At 55.7% G+C, this 20,132-nt stretch carries 18 protein-coding genes; 8 read left to right on the forward strand and 10 right to left on the reverse strand.

Going from position 1 to position 20,132, the window contains the following annotated elements:
- Positions 1 to 17: 17 nt before the first annotated feature.
- The 6 genes from DM807_RS19100 to DM807_RS19125 all read right to left on the reverse strand — a co-directional run bounded on the left by DM807_RS19100 (position 18) and on the right by DM807_RS19125 (position 8,360).
- Positions 18 to 158: a hypothetical protein gene (locus tag DM807_RS19100; protein WP_179027738.1), complete on the reverse strand. Its 141-nt coding sequence runs from the start codon at positions 156 to 158 to the stop codon at positions 18 to 20.
- A gap of 169 nt (positions 159 to 327) precedes the next feature.
- Positions 328 to 1,305, reverse strand: coding sequence for a LysR family transcriptional regulator (locus DM807_RS19105; RefSeq protein WP_179027739.1), 978 nt, complete (start codon positions 1,303 to 1,305; stop codon positions 328 to 330).
- Positions 1,306 to 1,495: 190 nt separating this feature from the next.
- Positions 1,496 to 2,941 carry an efflux transporter outer membrane subunit gene (locus DM807_RS19110; protein WP_010792960.1) on the reverse strand — a complete coding sequence of 482 codons (1,446 nt, stop codon included), beginning with the start codon at positions 2,939 to 2,941 and terminating at the stop codon, positions 1,496 to 1,498.
- The gene (locus DM807_RS19115; RefSeq protein WP_179027740.1) at positions 2,938 to 6,075 is read right to left on the reverse strand and encodes an efflux RND transporter permease subunit; all 3,138 of its coding nucleotides are present in this window, start codon (positions 6,073 to 6,075) and stop codon (positions 2,938 to 2,940) included. Before DM807_RS19115 ends, DM807_RS19110 begins: the two co-directional genes overlap by 4 nt.
- Positions 6,076 to 6,088: 13 nt before the next feature.
- Entirely contained in the window at positions 6,089 to 7,189 is a 1,101-nt protein-coding gene (locus DM807_RS19120) for an efflux RND transporter periplasmic adaptor subunit (protein WP_411828696.1), read from the reverse strand.
- Between the two features lie 295 nt (positions 7,190 to 7,484).
- Positions 7,485 to 8,360, reverse strand: coding sequence for an SDR family NAD(P)-dependent oxidoreductase (locus DM807_RS19125; protein WP_218647996.1), 876 nt, complete (start codon positions 8,358 to 8,360; stop codon positions 7,485 to 7,487).
- Positions 8,361 to 8,638: 278 nt separating this feature from the next.
- Here DM807_RS19125 and DM807_RS19130 point away from each other — a divergent pair, with 278 nt between their 5' ends.
- Complete coding sequence (locus tag DM807_RS19130; RefSeq protein WP_044288738.1) at positions 8,639 to 9,091, forward strand: MarR family winged helix-turn-helix transcriptional regulator; 453 nt, start codon at positions 8,639 to 8,641, stop codon at positions 9,089 to 9,091.
- Between the two features lie 65 nt (positions 9,092 to 9,156).
- Here the strand turns inward: DM807_RS19130 and DM807_RS19135 are convergent, their stop codons facing one another.
- Positions 9,157 to 9,951 (reverse strand): enoyl-CoA hydratase/isomerase family protein, encoded by a 795-nt coding sequence (locus DM807_RS19135; RefSeq protein WP_179027741.1) that lies wholly within the window; start codon positions 9,949 to 9,951, stop codon positions 9,157 to 9,159.
- Positions 9,952 to 10,132: 181 nt separating this feature from the next.
- On the opposite strand from DM807_RS19135, the gene DM807_RS19140 reads away from it, so the two are divergent.
- From DM807_RS19140 to DM807_RS19160, 5 genes are all read left to right on the forward strand, one after another.
- Complete coding sequence (locus DM807_RS19140; RefSeq protein ID WP_159266415.1) at positions 10,133 to 11,287, forward strand: LLM class flavin-dependent oxidoreductase; 1,155 nt, start codon at positions 10,133 to 10,135, stop codon at positions 11,285 to 11,287.
- A gap of 42 nt (positions 11,288 to 11,329) precedes the next feature.
- Positions 11,330 to 12,421: an LLM class flavin-dependent oxidoreductase gene (locus tag DM807_RS19145; protein WP_179027742.1), complete on the forward strand. Its 1,092-nt coding sequence runs from the start codon at positions 11,330 to 11,332 to the stop codon at positions 12,419 to 12,421.
- A gap of 65 nt (positions 12,422 to 12,486) precedes the next feature.
- Positions 12,487 to 12,984, forward strand: coding sequence for an NUDIX hydrolase (locus DM807_RS19150; RefSeq protein ID WP_179027743.1), 498 nt, complete (start codon positions 12,487 to 12,489; stop codon positions 12,982 to 12,984).
- A 16-nt stretch (positions 12,985 to 13,000) separates the two neighbouring features.
- A complete protein-coding gene (locus tag DM807_RS19155) occupies positions 13,001 to 14,086 on the forward strand; it encodes a zinc-binding dehydrogenase (RefSeq protein ID WP_179027744.1) in 1,086 nt (361 codons plus the stop codon).
- 48 nt (positions 14,087 to 14,134) lie between these two features.
- Complete coding sequence (locus tag DM807_RS19160) at positions 14,135 to 15,349, forward strand: cytochrome P450 (RefSeq protein WP_159266419.1); 1,215 nt, start codon at positions 14,135 to 14,137, stop codon at positions 15,347 to 15,349.
- Positions 15,350 to 15,423: 74 nt separating this feature from the next.
- Here DM807_RS19160 and DM807_RS19165 read toward each other — a convergent pair whose 3' ends face one another.
- The 3 genes from DM807_RS19165 to DM807_RS19175 are packed head-to-tail and all read right to left on the reverse strand — an operon-like array spanning position 15,424 to position 17,526.
- On the reverse strand, positions 15,424 to 16,194 hold the full coding sequence (locus DM807_RS19165) for an enoyl-CoA hydratase-related protein (RefSeq protein WP_179027745.1): 771 nt from the start codon (positions 16,192 to 16,194) through the stop codon (positions 15,424 to 15,426).
- Between the two features lie 4 nt (positions 16,195 to 16,198).
- On the reverse strand, positions 16,199 to 17,056 hold the full coding sequence (locus DM807_RS19170; RefSeq protein WP_159266722.1) for an enoyl-CoA hydratase-related protein: 858 nt from the start codon (positions 17,054 to 17,056) through the stop codon (positions 16,199 to 16,201).
- Entirely contained in the window at positions 17,056 to 17,526 is a 471-nt protein-coding gene (locus tag DM807_RS19175) for a nuclear transport factor 2 family protein (RefSeq protein WP_159266420.1), read from the reverse strand. Before DM807_RS19175 ends, DM807_RS19170 begins: the two co-directional genes overlap by 1 nt.
- A gap of 212 nt (positions 17,527 to 17,738) precedes the next feature.
- Between DM807_RS19175 and DM807_RS19180 the strand changes: the two genes are divergently transcribed.
- Positions 17,739 to 19,406 carry a class I adenylate-forming enzyme family protein gene (locus DM807_RS19180; RefSeq protein WP_159266421.1) on the forward strand — a complete coding sequence of 556 codons (1,668 nt, stop codon included), beginning with the start codon at positions 17,739 to 17,741 and terminating at the stop codon, positions 19,404 to 19,406.
- A 36-nt stretch (positions 19,407 to 19,442) separates the two neighbouring features.
- Positions 19,443 to 20,114: a carboxymuconolactone decarboxylase family protein gene (locus DM807_RS19185; RefSeq protein WP_179027746.1), complete on the forward strand. Its 672-nt coding sequence runs from the start codon at positions 19,443 to 19,445 to the stop codon at positions 20,112 to 20,114.
- The last annotated feature ends 18 nt before the right edge of the window (positions 20,115 to 20,132 follow it).

The following is a 20,132-nucleotide window of genomic DNA, read 5'->3' on the forward strand; positions in this document are numbered from 1 at the left end:
GCCTCCGCGCCCCTCTCCTAACTGAGCAAAATGGCTTCCAGCACATCGACGGTCGGCTTGAGCGTCACCCTGCGTCGAATCTTGAGCCACTCACGCATGCGGCGGGTATCAAAAATCTGCCCTTCTTCCATCATCATCATGATCAGTGCATGCGACATCAGGTAGTCCCCACATGCCGGGCAGCTCCGCTCCTCCCAACCTGCCGGGCAATCGATCGATTGAGCATGGCCTGCGCAAATAAGACAACTCATACACCCCCCTATTGGTTTTTTTGTCGGGTACGTAAAGGCAGCATTCATCTGTAAGCTCTAGTTCATACTCTACGCGTTACCAATTATAAACAGGTACTTTATGCAATGGCGGACGCGATAGATCAGATCGCGTGAACCTGCTCAAGATTTCGTTATCTTTTTGCTGACGCGCGGGGATCTGTACTTTGAGATACTCGATCCACTTACGCACGTTGGCCGAAAGGAAACGTCGAGAGGGATAGAGCGCAGTGATTCCTCGATGATGGGCCTGAACGTCCGGTAACACCCGGATCAATTCCCCCGAGCGTATACCTGCTGCTGCCGCGTGACCTGGGAGCAATGCCAGACCGAGACCAGCTTTCGCAGCTTCAGCTACCCCATCGGCCAAGTTGGTTTTGAAGGCTTGCTGACCAAGCTCAAACTTAGCAGCATCCAGCCCAGCGATCTCCCACCCATGCGGAAATGCTGCGTCATCCAATTCAAGGCAGGTGTGCGCATAAAGATCGGACAAGGTGTGAGGTACGCTTCGTCTCGCCAAATATTCTGGTGCCCCACAAATCACACTGTACGAGCGCCCTAGTGTTTGGCAGATGAATGCAGAGTCCGGAATCTCACAGCTGTCCAGAATGACCACATCATACCCACCCGCCAGCATGTCCGGCGGAGTTGGATTCAGCGTAAGATCAATACTTAAATCGGGATGTTGATGGCGGAATTCGGCAATCAACGGGATGATGTAATGCTTACCTATTCCGTTGGGTGCATGCATACGCAATGTGCCTGCCACTTCTTGCCGCGAACGGACAGCCTCCAATTGAGCAGACTCGAGATCCTCCAGCAGGAGCCTGCAGCGTTGCAGGAAGCGTGCGCCAGCATCCGTCAGCGCCTGCTGGCGGGTTGTTCGGTGAATGAGCTTAACCTGTAAATGCTGCTCCAGCTCACACAGTACCCTCGACACTTGAGGCTTGGAACAGTGGAGTGAATCCGCCGCAGCGCTTTGGCTGCCCTTGTCTGCAACATGAACGAATACATTAATAGCGTTGAAGATATCCATTAGCCCTCCTATCCGCTTCACTCTGCCCCTGCGATGAGTTTCACCATCAACGCACTTCGCTGAGACGGTAATATTTTGAGTCTTTGCTTCCATCGCTCCCCTCGCATGCTTCTGTGCATACTCGGACGCAAAAAAATGCCAGCCACTCCCTTGACTGGCGACTTGCACGTGGCAAGAAAAACGTACTCCGCTAGGCGGCCGGAGCTGGATAGGAAGCATCCTTAGCCAGCGACGAAGGTTCGCTCTGCCAGCCCCCGCCGAGCGCCTTGAACAGATTCACTTCGCTTTGTAGCTGATTCAGTCGATCCTCAATCAGTTGCTGCTGGGCACTGAAAAGCTCGCGCTGGGCGTCGAGCACAGCCAGGTAGTTGTCCACGCCTTCGCTGTAGCGTTGTTGAGCTAAGCTGAAATAGTGCTGATTGTTATCCACCAACATCGACTGCGAGTGCAGCTGTTTACCGTAAGTCGCTCGCGCCGCCAGGCCATCTGCGACCTCTCGGAAGGCGCTTTGAATGCTGCTCTCGTAGCGCGCAACATTGATGTCCTTCTGAATCTGCGCATAGTCCAGATTGGCACTCAAACGTCCTGCGTTGAAGATCGGAATATTAACTTGCGGGACAAATTGCCACACACCTGAACCGCCGTTGAATAACCCACCGATGTCGCTACTTGCAGTACCCGCAGCGGCACTGAGTGTTACGCTGGGGAAGAAAGCGGCCCGGGCAGCGCCGATGTTGGCATTCGCAGCCAACAGTCGGTGCTCGGCAGCGCTGATGTCCGGTCGCCGCAGCAGCAGACTAGAAGGCTGGCCCGCCGGGAATTGCGCGATCATCTCCTCATCCAGGCTATCGCGTGGTGCGGTTGCATTCGGCAATTGAGTGCCGATCAGCACCTCCAGGGCGTTAGCCGCCTGCGCCACTTCCCTCAGGTAGCGCGCTTCGCGTGCCTGCGCTTCCCCGACCAAGCTCTTGGCCTGTCGAACGTCAATCTCAGAAGCGGTACCCGACCCAAACCGTTGATCGATCAACTCGAGATTGGCTGTGTAGTTACGTAGGGATGATCGAGCAAGCGATAGTTGAGAGTGTTTGCTTACCCAGGCCAGATAGGCGTTGGCCACATCGGCAACGAGCGTGATTTGAACGCCGTACCGTGCCTGCTCAGAAGCAAGGTATTCCTCCTGAGCGGCCTGGCTCAAGCTACGCAGGCGGCCGAAAATATCGACCTCGTAGGCAACATCCAGCGTCACATCGTACTCACTCTGGATGCCCGACTCCCCAGTGGTGGAGAGGTCTTTCGGCAAGCGCGTGCGACTGCTGGCGAATCCTCCTTCAACGCTCGGCGCAAGCGCTGAGCGTTGAATGCGGTGCAGCGCACGATAAGCATCGACGTTCAATACCGCCTGACGCAAATCGCGATTATGCTCGAGGGCTAAGCCGATGAGTTGGCGCAGCGCCGGGTCACGAAATACCTGCTGCCACTGAAGCGACTGTGCGGTGTTCGTGCTTGCTGACGCAGAATAAGCCTCGCCTTGTGGCCACGTGTTCGCAATGGGCGAGTCCGGCTGTTGGTAGTCAGGTATCAGTGAGCACCCACCTAGGGCCATGACGAAGGTTAGAGGCAAGATAGTGAATTTCATGCTTGCTCTACCTCAACCAATGCGGATTTCTTGCGACGCTCAAACAGCGACACGACAGCCACATAGAACAGGGGAACGAAGAACACAGCGAGCACCGTCGCGGTGATCATCCCACCTACCACACCCGTGGCAATCGAGTGCTGGCTACCAGAGCCTGCACCAGTTGCCAAAGCCATAGGCAAGACACCGAAGGTGAAAGCAAGCGATGTCATCACGATGGGACGCAGACGCAACCGTGCTGCTTCGACTGCAGCTTTCACCAGTGGCATGCCCTCACGCTCGTACAGCTCTTTGGCAAATTCAATGATCAGGATGGCGTTCTTCGCACTCAAGCCTACGGTCGTCATCAAACCAATCTGGAAGTACACGTCAGCGGTCAGATCACGCCACAAGGTAGCGAGTACCGCACCGAGAACCCCCAGCGGTACCACCAGCATCACGGCCGCCGGCACGGACCAGCTTTCATACAAAGCAGCCAGGCAGAGGAACACGATCAGTACGGTCAAGGCATAGAGCATGGGCGCCTGGCTGCCAGTCTTGATCTCCTCATAGGACAAGCCGTTGTAACTCAAGCCGACGCCTTCAGGCAGTTTCTGCATGATTTGCGCGATCGCAATCATCGCCTCGCCGGAGCTGTAACCTGGAGCTGGTTCACCCAGAATTTGTACGGCTGAGATACCACCGAAGCGCTCTAACTTGGGCGATCCATAGACCCACTCGCCTTTGGCAAAGGCGGAAAATGGCACCATCTGACCGACTTTGTTACGGACATACCACTTGTCAAAGTCCTCGGGCGAAATACGGGCGGTATCCACACCTTGCAGATAGACACGCTTCACGCGTCCGCGGTCGATGAAATCGTTGACGTACATCGAGCCCCAGGCTGCCGACATGGTGTCGTTGATATCTTGGATGCTGACTTGCAGCGCTCGTGCTTTTTCATCATCAATACTGACCTTGTACTGCGGCTCGTCATCCTTGCCGTTAGCACGGACAGAGCGTAGTACCGGATTTTCACCTGCCAGTTGCAGGAACTGATCGCGCGCCTCCATCAGCGCGGTATGGCCGCGGCCAGCATCGTCCTGAAGGTAGAGGTCGAAGCCCATTGCGTTGCCCATTTCGAAAATGGCAGGCGGCACAAAGGCAACCACTGTCGCATCTTTGATAGTGGCGAAATATTTGTTGGCACGTTCCGCCAGACTGACAACGTCCTGTCCTTTACCTTTACGCTCCCCCCAGTCCTTGAGCATGACCAGGCCAAGCCCAGCATTCTGCCCACGGCCGGCGAAGTTGAAGCCGTTGACCGTGAGGGTAGAGTTGACCGTGTCACCCTCCTCCTCTTGCAGGTATGTCTGTACCTGCGTAAGTACGGCTTCCGTGCGTTCTGCTGAAGCATTAGCCGGCATCCGGACCTCAACCATCAGTACGCCTTGATCTTCGCCAGGCAAGAACGCGCTCGGAATGCGAGTAAACAGGAATCCGGTACCGACCGTGATGAGCAGGAAGATCACCAGGTATTTGCCACGGCTTCGTAGCATTGCGCCGACGCCGCGCTCGAAACGCTGCGTACCATTGTCGAAGCTACGGTTGAACCAGCCGAAGAAGCCCTTTTTCTCATGATGCTCGCCGGCGTGCGGAGCTTTTAGAATGGTGGCGCACAAGGCGGGCGTGAAGATCAGCGCTACCAGCACCGACAGCGCCATGCAGACCACCACCGTCACAGCAAATTGCTTGTAGATGATGCCGGCAGAGCCCCCAAAGAAAGCCATTGGCACAAAAACTGCGGATAGCACCATGCCAATACCGACCAGTGCGCCGGATATCTGCCCCATGGACTTGCGGGTAGCTTCTTTCGGAGACAATCCTTCGAGGTGCATCAGCCGTTCGACGTTCTCGACCACCACGATGGCATCATCCACAAGCAAGCCGATCGCCAGGACCATCGCATACATCACCAACACGTTGATGCCGATACCGAACATCGGCAACACCGCGAACGCAGCCAGCAACACTACAGGGATCGCCAAGGTGGGTACCAGCGTTGCGCGGAAACTTTGCAGGAACAGGTACATCACGATGAACACCAGGATCACCGCTTCGAAAATCGTGTGCAGGACTGACTCGATCGATGCGTCCACCACGGGTGTCGTGTCATAGGGGTAATTGACTTCGACGCCTTCAGGTAGGTTCTTCTCGAACTTCTCCACCACAGCCCTAACAGCCTCGGCGGTATGCAGCAAATTGCCTCCAGGTGCGAGGCGCAATGCCAGCCCTGACGATGCATGACCACCAAACTTAGTGCTGATCGAATATGTGTCAGCAGCCAGCTCCACCTTGGCCACATCTTTGACCCGAACCTGGGATCCGTCGTCATTGACCTTCAGCAGCACTTCATCAAATTCAGCCGGCGTGGTCATGCGCGTTTTGCCGATCACGGTGGCATTGAGCTGGACGCCACTGCGTGTTGGCAGGCCGCCCAGCTGGCCAGAAGAGACCTGTACGTTTTGCTCTTTGATCGAAGTGGCAACATCAGTTGGGGTCAACTGATAGCTGTTGAGCTTGGCAGGATCAAGCCAGATGCGCATTGAGTAGGGTGCGCCGAACAACAAAATGTCGCCGACACCATCCACACGGGAAATCGAATCTTGCAGGTCCGAGGCAATCAGGTTGCTCAGGTCGAAGCTCGACATATTGCCGCTCTTGTCCACTAAGCCGATAACCAAAAAGAAGTTCTGCTGATACTTCACCACGCGCAGACCTTGACGCTGCACCTCTTCAGGAAGTCTTGGAGTGGCCAGCTGCAACTTGTTCTGAACCTGGACCTGAGCAATGTCTGGATCGACACCCTGCTCGAAGGTCACGATGATTGTCATACTGCCGTCGGAATTACTTTCAGCCGACATGTAACGGAAGCCATCAAGACCGCTGAGTTGCTGCTCAATTACTTGGGCAACGGTATCTTGTACGGTTTGTGCCGAGGCACCGGGGTAAGACACTTGTATCGACACGGCCGGCGCGGCAATGTTCGGATACTGGCTGATCGGCATCTTGATCAGCGAAACGGCACCGGCGAGCATGACCGCTATCGCTATTACCCAAGCGAAAATGGGTCGATCGATGAAAAAACGGGACATGGACAATAGCTCCTCAGTCGGCTGCAACTGCAGGCTGATCGAAATTTGCGACCAGGCTTACATTCGACGCGGCTTGTGGCTCTACGGCAATGCCGTTACGGACCGCTTGCACACCCTCGGTGATTACCTTATCTCCATCATTGATTCCGTTCCCAACCAGCCAGGCATTACCCACGGTTCTCAAGGTTTCGACAGCGCGACGCTCGACGCTGTTATCGGCTTTGACTACCCAGACCGATGGATTACCGCGAGCATCCCGAACGACAGCTTGCTGCGGAACCAGCATGGCTCGCTGTTGTACGCCTTCGGTCAACTGCGCCCGCACAAACATGCCCGGCAACAACCTGTGCTGTGGGTTCGGGAATTCGGCCCGCAAGGTTACCGAGCCTGTGGTCGGGTCTACACGAACCTCGGAAAACTTGAGAACGCCAGGAATCGGATAAGTACTTCCGTCATCCAGCACCAAGCTGACCTTTGCCTGCTCTTCACCACTCCCTTGCAACCGGCCAGACTCAACTGCTTTCTGCAAGCCGAGCATTTTGGTGATCGGCTGGGTTACATCCACATAGATCGGATCCAGCTGGGTGATCGTGGTCAATTGCTGGGCTTGACCGTTGGTAACCAATGCACCTTCTGTGACGTCAGAGCGACCGATCCGTCCCGAGATAGGCGACATGACCTTGGTGTACTGCACATTGATTCGGGCCATCTGATAATCGGCCTGCGCCTGCTGCCAGGCTGCCACCGCATCATCGTGCTCTTGCCGACTGACGGCATTCGCCTGCAATAGACGCTCATAACGCTTGGCGAGATTGCCAGTAGTTGCCAGCGTTGCCTCACTACGTGCCAACTGCGCGGCGTAGGTGCGTGGGTCGATCTGATAGAGCTGCTGCCCTTCGCGAACTTGAGCGCCTTCAGCAAATAGCCGTTTTTGCAAAATGCCTGATACTTGAGGGCGTACCTCTGCTACACGATAAGCCACCGTGCGGCCCGGCAGGTCACTGGTCAGTGCCAAGGGTTGGGCATGCACGGTAAAGACCCCGACCTTGGGTGCAGGCGCAGCGACTACCGCCTCCTCCTGATTGCAACCGCTCAGGGCGGCGACTATTGCCATTGGCACGAACACCTGGGCAATAGTTCTAGATCTCTTTAAACGCATTTTGTATTTCTCCACATATATGGCCCATTCAGTGTTTGCACTAAGAGCCATACTCATATCAATGTACTGAGCGCAGGAGCATGCCAAGAAGCCTCACAGAGAGGCTTACTTGGTATTCATAACTATCCGGCGCTAAAGGCTGCGCAAATTACAACCGCAGGAATGCAATCTACGCAGCCCGTAGTTCTTCACACCTTTAAATCGACAAACGATTAATGTGCGAACGTGATTTCAGATTTTTTGCCAGGGATCAACGATCAATGTGCGGTGAAACGCCGCCCATTACAGACATACCGCCATCGATCGTTTGAGAGGTGCCGGTGGTGAACCACGATTCGTCACTGGCCAAGTACAGGACCAGATAAGCCACATCGATGGGTCGCCCCATGCGACGCAACGGCTGGGCGGCAATGACTTCATCCATGGCCTGTTGGTCTGGGAATGCATCATCGACCATGTCGGTGTGAATCACCCCTGGGTTGACCGAGTTGACCCGAATATTATCACCGGCCAGTTCGATCGCTGCCGCCCGCGACATCGCATCCACAGCTCCCTTGCTGGCGGTGTACGCCGTGAAGCGGCCGCAGGCATTAACCACCGCTAACGAGGCAACGTTGATGATTGAACCACCACCTGCCGCGCGCATGTGCGGAATAACAGTCTGCATGCCTACGAATTGGCTCCAGGCATTGACATTCATGGTTTTTTGCCAGTGTTCGAATGTCACCTTGTCATAGGCAGCAGGCGCCAAAATCCCTGCGTTGTTAACCAAAATAGTGATCGGACCGAACGCAGCAACCGTCTGCTCCACCACGTCCTGCCAGTCCGATTGCGACGATACGTCATGCCAGAGGGCCATCGCACTGCCCGGGTATTGCTCGTTGATTTCCGCCACCACCCGTGTGACACGGTCCAGATTAATATCTGTAGCAACCACTTTCGCTCCTTCAGCAGCGAGCAGGCGAGCTTCAGCTTCGCCTTGCCCACCCCCTGCACCCGTTACGATGGCGACTTTCCCGTTAACTCTGCCCATGCTGCCTCCCGGCGATTTGCTCTGGATTAATGGAAACGACCGTGCCTGCGGAATCCCTTCAGGCCTAGCTTGCATGAACATTGAATAGAACATTCATTGACGCGTCAACTATTTCAATGTGCCATCATCGGATTTGCCCTTGCAGCGACAGGTGGAGCCCATCCGTGCGGTAAGCGCATTCAGTGGCGCAGCCGTGACTCCCACGACAGGAAATGTGAACCCCCTTCACCGTTAAATTGCAGCTTGGTTGACTCACATCGCTTTTCTGTTGTGCGCGCCCATGCTTTACTCCCCGCGGCAACGCACGGACGGATGAGTGCATCCGTAGGCACTGGCCGCTTCGAACTGCGCAATAAACTTGGAACACCCCAATGATTGACTCGACAATTAACTCGACTGGCGACTGGAAGGTGGATCTCACGTGGACCATTCTCCCGGCTGGGAGGGCCTGGCAACGGGTAGTCGGTAATGCGTTTGCTGCCCATGGGATTTCGCTATCGCTGGCTGCGCCGGTACTGGTGCTGGCATACAAAGGCGATGGCCTGAGGCAGAAAGCCATAGCCGAAGCAGCAGGCATCGATCCTGCAGCGGTTGTCCGCTCACTTAATGAACTTGAACAGAGTGGTCTGCTCGAGAGGAAAAGTGATCCAAGTGATCGCCGCGCCAATACCCTGCACTTGACCAAAGCCGGACGGGACCTGGCTAACAAGCTTGATCAGATTCTTACAGATTTGCGCGAACAGCTTTTTTCAGCGATCAGTGCAGAAGAAGGCAATGCGGTTGCCAAGGTGCTTCACCTGATCGAGCGGGCAGGAGAGTCCTGATTGGTAGGCGATGCATGAATCTCAACTGCGATTGCCCCCTGCCGGGGGCTGAGATGGCGCAGTGTCTACGACTTTCGGCGAGCGGCAAACCGTTCGATGTTGTCGTGGAATTGTGCGGTGGCCATACAATTCAGGATTGCCCTCAATTCGTCCCCCAACTGCTGCCCCATTGGGGTCTGCGCTGATTGCCAGAACAGACGCTTGGTGGCCGCTATCGCTTCTGAGCTGAAGTGGGAAAGCCGCTGGACATGAGCGTGAATGACGGCATCGAGTTGATCGTCATCAACTACCTGTGTCGCCAGCCCACACTGCAGGGCTTCTGGGCCCGTAATCTCATCCTGTAACAGGAACAGCTGCAACGCTTGAGGTGCGCCAAGCGATTGCACTATGCCAACCGACGCGCCGGCATCGGGTGATACACCGAGTGTTGCATAGGCGGGTCGGAACCTACTGGTTTTAGTGCAGATGCAGATATCCCCCATACCAGCGAGCGACATTCCAGCCCCCGCAGCTATGCCATGAATGCGCATGATCACCAGCTGAGGCATGCGCCTTAGCGTCAGCAAAAAATCATTCAAGTGGGTGAGAAGCTCAGAGATAGCCGGGGCCAGATTGGCGGCGTTGGCGATAAACAATCCGATGTCACCACCCGCACAAAACACTTTCCCTGCTCCTTGGAGCACCAATACATGCACATCCGTGCATGACTCGACCTCTCGTGCCTGCCGCGCCAAGCAGCGAGCCATGGAGATATCCAGCGCATTGAATGTCTCTGGACGATTGAGGGTGATGGTTGCCACGCGTCCTTCTATCACGAGGGAAGCCCCTTCTCCCTGACCGCTAACCGTATCACGCATCATTTTCAACTCCTGTGTTGATCGACTCCCGGTCAATCCTACACCGTCCGCAATCACGATCAACACCTCAGTTGACAAGGTTGCCCGACGACCGCAATGATTACCGTGCTAATCAACTTCTGCGTTGACAGCGCACAAAACCTGACACATTCTCTTAGTGACGACAAGAAAAAGAGGCCGGAAGATGAAATTCAATCTCATGCAGACTGGAGTAATTGGCAGACGCTACGAAATTGAAGCGGGAATGGCCGGTCAACGGCCTGAGCTGTACCAGCGATTCCTCGAAGAGGTTCGTGGTTACGTGAGCCTTGCCGATGGACTGGGGTATGCGGGGTACTGCCAGCCGGAACACCACCTCCAGATCGAAGGCTTCGAAATCAATAACCATCCTGGCATGTTCAGCCTGTATGTGGGGATGCATTCCAAGCGCATGAAGGCTGGCATCATGGGCTACACACTGCCCACTCATAACCCGGTGCGCATCGCGGAAGAGATCGCCACGCTCGACCACATGCTGCAAGGTCGCTTGTTCGTTGGTTTTACCCGTGGCTATCACGCCCGCTGGGTTGATTCCTACGCAGCAATCCGCGGGGTTTCAGCGACTACCGTTGACATGGTCAAGTCCAAAGACGCCATGGACGAGCTAAATCGGGAAATCTTCGAAGAGTCGCTTCAAGTCATCAAAAAGGCCTGGACTAACGATGTGTTCAGCCACAAAGGCAAGCACTGGCAGTTCCCACCAAATGGCGGTTCAGCCGGGCACCCCGCTTATGCTGAGTTTGGCAAAGGGATGGATGCGGATGGCATAGTCCGTCAGATCGGCATTGCCCCCCTTTGCTACCAAAAGCCCCACCCACGCATTTATGGTGGCTTCGCCGGCAGCATGAAAACCGTCGATTTCTGGGCGCGAGAAGGCGGTAAGCCCATTGTCCTCTCCGGCGATCTCGATTTCTGTGAGGCCTTGTGGAAACGCTATGCCGAAAGCGCCAAGGCGGCAGGCAACGAAGTTCCACGTGAAGAAGTTGCGGCCTGGGGTGGTTTCCTGATGCTCACCAATGACAAGGGTAAGGCGAAGGAACTGATGGCTGAACATCAATGGTTCTGGGACAAGTGGTTTATCCCGTTCGGTCAGCGCATGCCCAATGTCCTCATCGGCTCAGCCGATGAAATTGCCGACCGCATTGGTGAGGCGCATGACCGGTTGGGCTTCAACGAACTGTTCCTCATGTTCGGTCAAGGTCACCTCAACCCTGATCAGAACAACGAGGAACTGGAGAAATTCGCAAGTCTGGTTGCGCCGCGTTTCTCCAGCAAGGATGCGACTGGCATATACGTTTGATCACTGGGTTTTGAACAAGAATAAAAACGTAGGAGAAGCACAATGAAATGCGGCATTTTCCACACCCCATACACCCTTCCCCATCGTACGGCTCGCCAAGTCTTCGACTGGTCGCTGCTCATGGCAACTGTTACAGATCAAGCCGGCTACGCCGATTTCATGATTGGCGAGCATTCGACGCTGGCTTGGGAAAATGTGCCCTGCCCGGAAATCATCATCGGCGCGGCTGCCAATTTGACAAAGCAGATCCGTTTTGCGCCCATGGCGCACCTGCTGCCTTATCACAACCCCGCCACCCTTGCTATTCAAGTGGGTTGGTTGTCGCAGGTGCTTGAAGGCCGTTACTTCCTGGGCGTCGCTCCAGGTGGCCATCATACTGATGCAATTCTACATGGCTTCCCCAACATCAGTGTGTTGCAGGAACAGATGTTCGAAGCGTTGGACCTGATTGAAAAGGTTTGGAAGCGCGAACCATTCCAGGAAACCGGCAAGTATTTCCAGGCCGGGTATCCAGGCCCGGACGACATGCCCGGCTACGACGTGATTCTAGCCGACAACAGCCCGTACGGTGGACGCGACAGCATGGAAATTGCCGTCACCGGTCTCACCAAGAACTCTTCCTCACTCAAGTGGGCCGGTGAACGCAACTACAGCCCTATCTCTTTTTTTGGCGGCTTTGAAGTCATGCGTTCGCACTGGGATACCTGGGCGACCGCAGCGCAAGCGAATGGATTTGAGACGGCTCGCTCACGCTTTCGGGTGACCAGGGATATCTTCGTCGCCGACAGCGACGCCGAGGCCAAGAGGCGTGCGATTGCCAGTGGCCTCGGAGAAAGCTGGAAACACTACCTGTTCCCCATCTACAAGAAGTTCAACCTCTTCGAAGGCATCATCAAAGACTCCGGCCAGGACATCGACCCCAGCCAAGTCGACCTTGACTTCCTAGCCGAGCATGTCTGGCTCTGCGGTTCTCCGGAAACCGTAGCACGCAAGATCGAACGCATGATTGAGCACTGCGGTGGCTTGGGACAAATTGTCGTGAACTCACACGACAATATTGATAATCCTGAGCCGTACATTGAGTCGCTGCAGCGCTTGGCCAAGGAAGTAATCCCCCTGGTCAACCAAAGCTGACAGACAGCTCATGCATCCTTGGGGTGGAGCCGCCTGCGGCTTCATCTCGGGGTGAGGAGGTCAAAATGTCATTCGATGTTATTGAAGAAGAACAACCCTGCCGCTTGGCAGACCACCAAGTGGTGGCAGCCCTTCTCTCGCATCAGGGCCGAATCGGATTGTTTCGCCGCAGCCGCCAAGTCACTGGCGATATTGGACTGTGGCATTGCATCACCGGCTATCTGTCCGACTCTTACTCACCATTGACTCAGGCCGTCACGGAGGTTGAGGAAGAGGTTGGGATTAGTAGCGACAGCTTAATTCTGGGGGCGACTGCGCAGATCGACCTAGTGGGCGGCGATGGATTGGTCTGGAGAGTCCATGCCTTTCATTTTTTCAGCATGGTCGACACTATCACCCTCAATTGGGAGAACGATGCCGGCTGCTGGGTTCCCTTCGACGAGATCGGTAGTTACCGCACGGTGTCGTGGTTGCACAACGTAATGCGCGCATTGCAACCTCTTAAACACCCCCTTGCCACCAACGCGCCCACCAGCAACACCCCGATCAAAAACATACACTAGCAGTAGGAAGCTTGCCATGAGATACGGAAAAGCAGCTGTTTTGGTGAAAACGGCCACAATTGAAACCTGGGAAGTACCCATCATGCCGCCAGAACCTGGCGGCATTCTTGTTCAGGTCGTGGTGGGCGGCGTTTGCGGAAGTGATGAGCACATCGCATCAGGGGCGGCAGGCCAGATGCCTTTTCCGGTAGTCCTAGGCCATGAGGGCGTGGGCAGAATCGATACGTTAGGCAGCGGAGTCACTACAGATTACGCGGGAGTGCCGATCAACGTCGGTGATTTGGTGTATTGGTCGCCTATAGCTCTGTGTCACCGCTGCCATTCGTGCACCGTTCTTGACGAGACGCCTTGCGACAACTCGTCATTCTTTGAAAATGCATCGAAGCCTAATTGGGGCAGCTACGCTGACTATGCTTGGCTGCCCAATGGCATGGCCTTTTATCGCCTTCCTGAAGGGGCCGATGTCGATGCCATCGCAGCATTAGGTTGTGCCCTGCCTACAGTCTTGCGCGGATTCGAACAATGCGGACCGGTCAGTTACACCGATTCGGTAGTGATTCAGGGCGCGGGCCCAGTAGGCATGGCGGCAGTCATGGTCGCTCAACTCTGTGGGGCGCGTCAGATCATCGTTCTTGACCATTCGCCTCAACGACTCGCGGTGGCTCGCAGCTTCGGTGCAACAGCGACTCTGGCACTGGGTGAGCTCAGCAGCGAGGAGCGCTTAGGTCAGGTGAGCGAGTTGTGTGGCCCACAAGGTGCGAGCGTAGTTGTAGAAGCAGCCGGCGCCCTTGCTGCATTTCCAGAAGGTGTGAACCTGACCGGCAAACATGGCCGCTACATCATTCTGGGGTTATGGGGTGCTATCGGTAATGCGGCTATCGCACCACGTGATATCACCATCCGCAATATGCGTGTTGCCGGTGCCACCTTCCCCAAACCCAAACACTATTACCAAGCCATGCACCTCGCAGCCCGCATGCAGGAGCGCTTGCCCCTGGCTGCTCTCATCGGTCAACGATATGCCATCAAAGACGCAGCCCAAGCCTTGGCCTCCATCAAGGGTGGCCAGACCCTGAAAGCAGTCATTGACCCCTCGATGTAAACACGTACCTGAATGTAGCCGCACAATGATAATAACAAGGAGGCATCCATGAGCCAGCAACCGCAAAGTACGACCGGTACACGCCCCGGACACGTTCCGCTCAACCGTATCGTAAATTTCGACATGTACAACCCCCCCGGACTGGAGGATGGGCTGCAGGTAGCTTGGAGCCGCCTACATCAGCCGGGTGTGCCCGATCTTGTGTGGACCGACCACAACGGCGGGCACTGGATAGCCACACGAGGAAAATTGATTCGCGACATGTTCATGGATCATCAGCGGTTCTCCAGCGAATGCCCTTTCATTCCCAAGGAGGCCGGCGAACAGTACGAATTCATACCTACGTCCATGGATCCACCACAGCATCGCCCCTACCGCGCCCTGATCAGTAAAGCGGTTGGCCCGGCGGTGGTAAAAGGATTGGAAGAGAGGATCCGTGAACTCTCGATCGAACTGATCGAAGCCATCAAGGACCAAGGCGCGTGCAACTTCACTCATGATTACGCCGAACCGTTTCCGGTACGTGTGTTCCTGATGATGGTCGATTTGCCTGAGCGTGATGCCCCCTATCTGAAGCACCTGGCTGATCAGATTACCCGTCCAGATGGCTCCTTGAGCATGCGCGAAGCCAGCGAGGGGTTGTTTGACTATCTGCGGCCAATCATTGATGCACGTCGCGGAAAACCAGGTACCGACGCACTCTCCACAGTCATCAACGGCAGTATTGATGGACGCCCTCTGGATCGGGAAGAAGCTGCTCGGATTGGTGGGCTTTTGCTGTTGGCCGGATTGGACACCGTGGTGAACTTCTTGAGCTTTGTCATGCAGTTTCTGGCGGGAAGCCCTGCTCATCGTGCCGAACTGCAAGCACACCCTGACCGGGTCCCCGCCGCCACCGAAGAGCTGTTACGTAGATTTTCCTTAGTAGCCGACGGACGTATGGTAAAAACCGACACTGAGGTTGACGGGGTGCTGCTCAAAGCCGGTGATATGGTTCTGCTGCCGCAACTGTTGAGTGGCTTAGACGAACGGGAAAATGCCTGCCCTATGTCGGTAAATTTCCAGCGGGAAAACGTAACCCATACTACTTTCGGCCATGGTGCCCACCACTGTGCTGGCGCCCACTTGGCACGCTTGGAAGTAGTGATCACGCTGCAGGAATGGTTAAAACGCATCCCTGACTTTCAGGTAGCGCCTGGAGCAATTATCAAACACCACGGGGGAGTTGTTGGTTCTGTGGAGTCGCTGCCGTTGGTCTGGTAGTGCAGTCATGACCGCCCTGTAATGCAAAAGCCCCAGCGACTGGGGCTTTTGCTTAATACAAGCAAGCTAGATCGTCAGCGAGCACTCCACTGCGGCTTGCGCTTCTCGCCAAAGGCCCGACGCCCTTCCATTCGATCTTCGCTGAAGGCGTAAGCCTCGATCAATTCAAATCGGGTACTCAAAGCTGCTTCCAGTGGATCTGCCAAACAGCGTAGTACCGCCTCTTTAGCCGCCTGATTCGCCAGTGGCGACGCGCTGGCGATGCGACTTGCCCAAGTCATCGCCGAGTCCAGTAGCGTATCCATTTCGACGACTTCGTTAACTAGGCCGTAATCGAATGCTTTTGCTGCAGTTAGCCGGTCCCCAGTCAGGATCATGCCCATTGCGATCCGGTAGGGCAATTGTCGAATCGCCCGGTGCATGATGCCCGCCTCGCCGATAATGCCCGCTTTAGTTTCCGGCATGCCAAACTGTGCAGTGTCTGCAGCGACAATAACGTCGGCGCACATAGCCAGCTCAAAGCCGCCGCCAAGCACATAGCCCTGGACTGCTGCAACCAGAGGTTTCTTGAGCTTGAGCAGAGGCCCCCCTACACCGGTCAGTCCACCGCCCAATGCCAACCGCCCCGTGTTCTCAGCCTCAGCAGCGATGTCTCCACCGGCGCAAAATGCCTTCTCCCCTTCGGCCGAGAGCACTGCAACCCAGATTTCCGGGTTGTTGTTGATATCGGTCCACGCGTCCAGCAACATCCGATCCATTTCTGCACTGATGGCATTAAGTGATTTCGGCCGGTTAAGGCGCACATGGGCAATATGCCCTTCAACTGTGTATTCCACGTCAGCCATGGTCTTACTCCTTTTCTTTTTGTTGGTTGGGGACAAGCGGAGTGGTGCGAGGCACTCGATACTTACGCAAGGCTTCCTTCATGCCGACCTCGGTAATCCAATGCTTCAGATCGATCACCGGCTGTGACAGATGCAACAAGGCGTCCATCTGCGCCACCTCACCCGCCGCCGCCCGCAAACCGTTGCCCTCGCATGCGCGGTTGATGGCAAGCTTTTTAATTCGAAGCACTGGAGGGGGGATCAAAGCAATGCGCTCGGCCAGGCTGCTGACTGCGTCAATCAGCTGGTCCGCTGGCACGCTGTGGTTGGCCCACCCCCACTCGACAGCAGTTGGTCCATCGATGCTATTACCGGGCACGAAGGCGAGCTCCTTCGCTCGTTTTGGGCCAACCAGCGGTGCCCATAACGGAGCGATATATCCGCCCCCGATTGGTAGTCCTGGCTCGCCGATACGGGCGTCATCGGCAACAATGGTAATGTCGGCATAGACGCACATTTGCGTTGCCCCCGCGATGCAATAGCCATGTACCGCAGCGATTACGGGCTTGGGATGATCCCAGATCGCCAGGTAGCGGTTGACATTGCGCTGCAGACGCTCGCGATCAGCAATAGGATCACTGATAGCAGTCAGCTTACCGACCTGATCCAGGTCGTAGCCCGCAGAGAATCCTGCACCTTCACCGCGGATGGCCAAAACCGGCCCACCCTGGTCTTTCAAGCGCTCCAGCGCATCGGAAAACTCATCAAGCAACTCGTTGGACAGTGCGTTGGCCTTGTCCGGCCTATTCAGCACGATCCAGGTTAAGGGCCCCGCATGCTCGATGCGCAGGGTGCGGTAAGCTGGGATCGATGGCCGGTCCATCATGCACGACCGATTGGCAGGGTCGATTTGACGTGAAAATCCTGGACGCCCGTAGTGCGCAGCTCCCGTCGCTTGAACCGCCATTGGCCGTCCACCTTCACGACCACGTCATGGTATTGACCGAACAGGTAGCCATCCGGACGCTCGCGGGTATAGCGGTGCCACGCATAAAGCACCGAGCACAGCTTGGCCTCGGTGGGACTTACGAAGTCGATGACGGTATTTGAAACGTGATGACTGGTTGCCACGAAGTAAGTCCCTACACCCTCCAGGGTCTTGCAGTAGGCCTCTTTGCCTTCAGCACCAAAGTCCGGCCCATAGATCACTGTGCAGTCCTCCACGAAGAGGTCAGCCAACTGCTGGGTATGGTTCATGTCCAGATGAAAAGCGTATTCGTACAGCAGCCGACGGATAGCCTCGGAGTCAATAAGCTTCTGAATTTGTTCTTGTTTTTCAGCTTGAAGGTCCATTTGCAATCACCTTTTTTGTCAACGTGAGTGTTGATAGTAGGCAGTAATCAACAGACGTGTCAACGCGATCACTCAGACAAAAACTCCCGAATGCGAGCAGATCAACATCAATGTTGACCGCCTGTTTGAGCAGTGGCATTGTTAAGGACAAGATCAATAAAAACAGAACGGCAATCACCACGCGGACTTGCCGATTCGGAGCAGGAGGTTGCATGACAAGTCGTTTTGATTGGTGTGAAGTCACGACCCTTGGCGATTTGCTGGTACGCGGAGCCCAGCAGCATCCCGATCGGGTGGCGGTTGCTTTCACCGATTCCTGCCATACCTATGCCGAGCTGTATCAGGGTGCTGTGACCATCGCACGAGGATTGCATGCCTTGGGCATACAACCTGGCGAGCACGTTGGGCTGATGGCTGCCAACAGCCCGGAGTTCATTGAAGCGCTGTTTGCCATCGCTTTTTTGGGCTGCGTGACGGTACCGCTCAATGCCCGACACAAAGCAACTGAACTCGCCTACATCACCACCAACGCAAACCTGGTTGCAATTTTAACGACCGCCAATGCTGAGGAATATGTCGATTTCACCTCGGTATTTCGCACAGCCTTGCCTGAATTGTCCCAACAAACGGACCCAACATGCCTCGCATTGACCCAGGCTCCGCTGCTACGCAACACGGTTTTACTCCGTGGGGATGACCGTAGTGGATTCCTAGGACGCCCAGCATTCGACGTACTCGCTGGACAGGTCTCCGCCGAGGACATCGAACAGCTTCGGCGCCGCGTTCGCGTGCGCGACATTGCAATCATCATGTACACCTCGGGCACCACCGCCCACCCGAAGGGTTGCATGTTGTCTCACGAAGCGATGACACGCGGCCCGGTCGACCGAGCCAGCACGCGCCTGGCGGTGGCAGAACACGATGTGAGTTGGGGGGCAGGGCCTCTGTTCCATATTGGCTCACTCGCCCCCTTTGTCGGCAGCATCGGCGCAGGCGGAACATACCTGACCGACCATTACTTCGAAGCTGGGCGTGCGCTGAAGCTGCTTGCCGAACACCATGCCACGGTGATCTGGCCTTGGTTCCCCGCGATTGTCCAGGCCTTGATCGACCACCCTGATTTCGATTCAGCAAATTTGAAGAGCATCGAACGCGTAGTACTGATTGGCCCCAAACCCATGGTTGAACGCGTTCAGCGGCTATTCCCGCAAGCAGAGGTTGCTCAAGCTTGCGGCATGACTGAAACCGCTGGCATTTTTGCCCTCAGCAATGTCGACGAGTCACCGCTCAGCAAAGCAACCACTCAAGGTCGGGCGGTGCCGGGTATCGAGGTCAAGATTGCCAGCTTGGATACCGGAGGTGTCGCCGCTCCGGGCGAGGTCGGTGAGATCTTGGTGCGCGGTTACTGCGTCATGGAAGGCTACTACAACGACGAAGCAAAAACCCGGGAAGCTATGGACAGGGAGGGCTGGCTTCACACCGGCGACTTGTATAGCGCCACGGTCGACGGCTCCCTGGTCTTCAGCGGACGCCTGAAGGACATGCTGAAAGTTGGCGGCGAAAACGTCGCGGCCATCGAAATCGAGGCGTTTCTCTGCGAGCACCCAGCGGTCAAACTTGCTGAGGTCGTTGGCTCGCCTGATGACCGTCTGGACGAAGTCCCGATTGCCTTTGTCGAGCTACGTGCTGGGCACGAATTGCAAGCGGCGGAGCTGATCGCTTTCTGTAACGGTCGCATCGCAAGCTTCAAAATTCCCCGTGCAGTGTATTTCATGACGTCGGAGCAGTGGCCCATGTCGGCAACCAAAGTGGATAAGCGTGCGCTACGTGCACTGATCGCAGACGCACACTCCCCACAGTTGCTCGCCCAATCTTCTTGAAATCTACGCAACTACGTTGCAGACAGGACACCTCACATGTTGCCAGTCGACGATATTCTCTCGTTTCAAGAAATTGAACTGCAGGTTAACCAGCTGCTCGACGGCAGTGCTGAAGGGGAACCACTCTCGGCATTGGAATGCGCGCTGATCAATCTGGCGGTGCACGCTTCCCCGGCAACTTTGGACCTTGGCGCAACGGAGCACTATGCGAGCCAAGCTCTGGAAGCAGGGGCAACGGCAGAGCAGGTCCATGAAGTGCTGCTTTTGGTATCTGGCCTAGGCGTCCATACCCTGCTGGTTGGAAGCCCCAGAATCGGGCAAATGCTCAAAGACGCCCAACACTCCAGTATGACCTGCCCACTGGACGATGAACGCCAGGGACTACTGGCTAAGTATGTGGGTGATGATCCGTATTGGAAGTCGATGGAGAAAGAGTTTCCAGGTTTTCTCGATAGTCTGTTGCGGCTATCACCGATAGGTTTTGAAGCCTTTTTCAATTACTGCGCGGTACCGTGGAAAACCGGCGCTCTACGTGCGCTCACCAAGGAGCTGATCTCCCTGGCCGTGGACGCCACGCCTTCACACCGATTCCTGCCTGGCTTACGACTACATGTGCGTAATGCCCTAAAGCTTGGCGCCACACGTACTGTGATACTGCAGGCTTTGGATCTGGCTGGCCGCTCAACGTTTCACCGCGGGGTTCGCTAACCTGACTCCCGCTCGGTT

Source organism: Pseudomonas hunanensis (assembly GCF_013393325.1).
GTDB classification, from domain to species: domain Bacteria; phylum Pseudomonadota; class Gammaproteobacteria; order Pseudomonadales; family Pseudomonadaceae; genus Aquipseudomonas; species Aquipseudomonas putida_P.

Coding starts and splice junctions, on each gene's coding strand:
- DM807_RS19100 (WP_179027738.1), bottom strand. CDS start 158: ATGTCGCATGCACTGATCATGATGATGATGGAAGAAGGGCAGATTTTT.
- DM807_RS19105 (WP_179027739.1), bottom strand. CDS start 1,305: ATGGATATCTTCAACGCTATTAATGTATTCGTTCATGTTGCAGACAAG.
- DM807_RS19110 (WP_010792960.1), bottom strand. CDS start 2,941: ATGAAATTCACTATCTTGCCTCTAACCTTCGTCATGGCCCTAGGTGGG.
- DM807_RS19115 (WP_179027740.1), bottom strand. CDS start 6,075: ATGTCCCGTTTTTTCATCGATCGACCCATTTTCGCTTGGGTAATAGCG.
- DM807_RS19120 (WP_411828696.1), bottom strand. CDS start 7,189: ATGGCAATAGTCGCCGCCCTGAGCGGTTGCAATCAGGAGGAGGCGGTA.
- DM807_RS19125 (WP_218647996.1), bottom strand. CDS start 8,360: ATGTTCTATTCAATGTTCATGCAAGCTAGGCCTGAAGGGATTCCGCAG.
- DM807_RS19130 (WP_044288738.1), top strand. CDS start 8,639: ATGATTGACTCGACAATTAACTCGACTGGCGACTGGAAGGTGGATCTC.
- DM807_RS19135 (WP_179027741.1), bottom strand. CDS start 9,951: ATGATGCGTGATACGGTTAGCGGTCAGGGAGAAGGGGCTTCCCTCGTG.
- DM807_RS19140 (WP_159266415.1), top strand. CDS start 10,133: ATGAAATTCAATCTCATGCAGACTGGAGTAATTGGCAGACGCTACGAA.
- DM807_RS19145 (WP_179027742.1), top strand. CDS start 11,330: ATGAAATGCGGCATTTTCCACACCCCATACACCCTTCCCCATCGTACG.
- DM807_RS19150 (WP_179027743.1), top strand. CDS start 12,487: ATGTCATTCGATGTTATTGAAGAAGAACAACCCTGCCGCTTGGCAGAC.
- DM807_RS19155 (WP_179027744.1), top strand. CDS start 13,001: ATGAGATACGGAAAAGCAGCTGTTTTGGTGAAAACGGCCACAATTGAA.
- DM807_RS19160 (WP_159266419.1), top strand. CDS start 14,135: ATGAGCCAGCAACCGCAAAGTACGACCGGTACACGCCCCGGACACGTT.
- DM807_RS19165 (WP_179027745.1), bottom strand. CDS start 16,194: ATGGCTGACGTGGAATACACAGTTGAAGGGCATATTGCCCATGTGCGC.
- DM807_RS19170 (WP_159266722.1), bottom strand. CDS start 17,056: ATGGACCGGCCATCGATCCCAGCTTACCGCACCCTGCGCATCGAGCAT.
- DM807_RS19175 (WP_159266420.1), bottom strand. CDS start 17,526: ATGGACCTTCAAGCTGAAAAACAAGAACAAATTCAGAAGCTTATTGAC.
- DM807_RS19180 (WP_159266421.1), top strand. CDS start 17,739: ATGACAAGTCGTTTTGATTGGTGTGAAGTCACGACCCTTGGCGATTTG.
- DM807_RS19185 (WP_179027746.1), top strand. CDS start 19,443: ATGTTGCCAGTCGACGATATTCTCTCGTTTCAAGAAATTGAACTGCAG.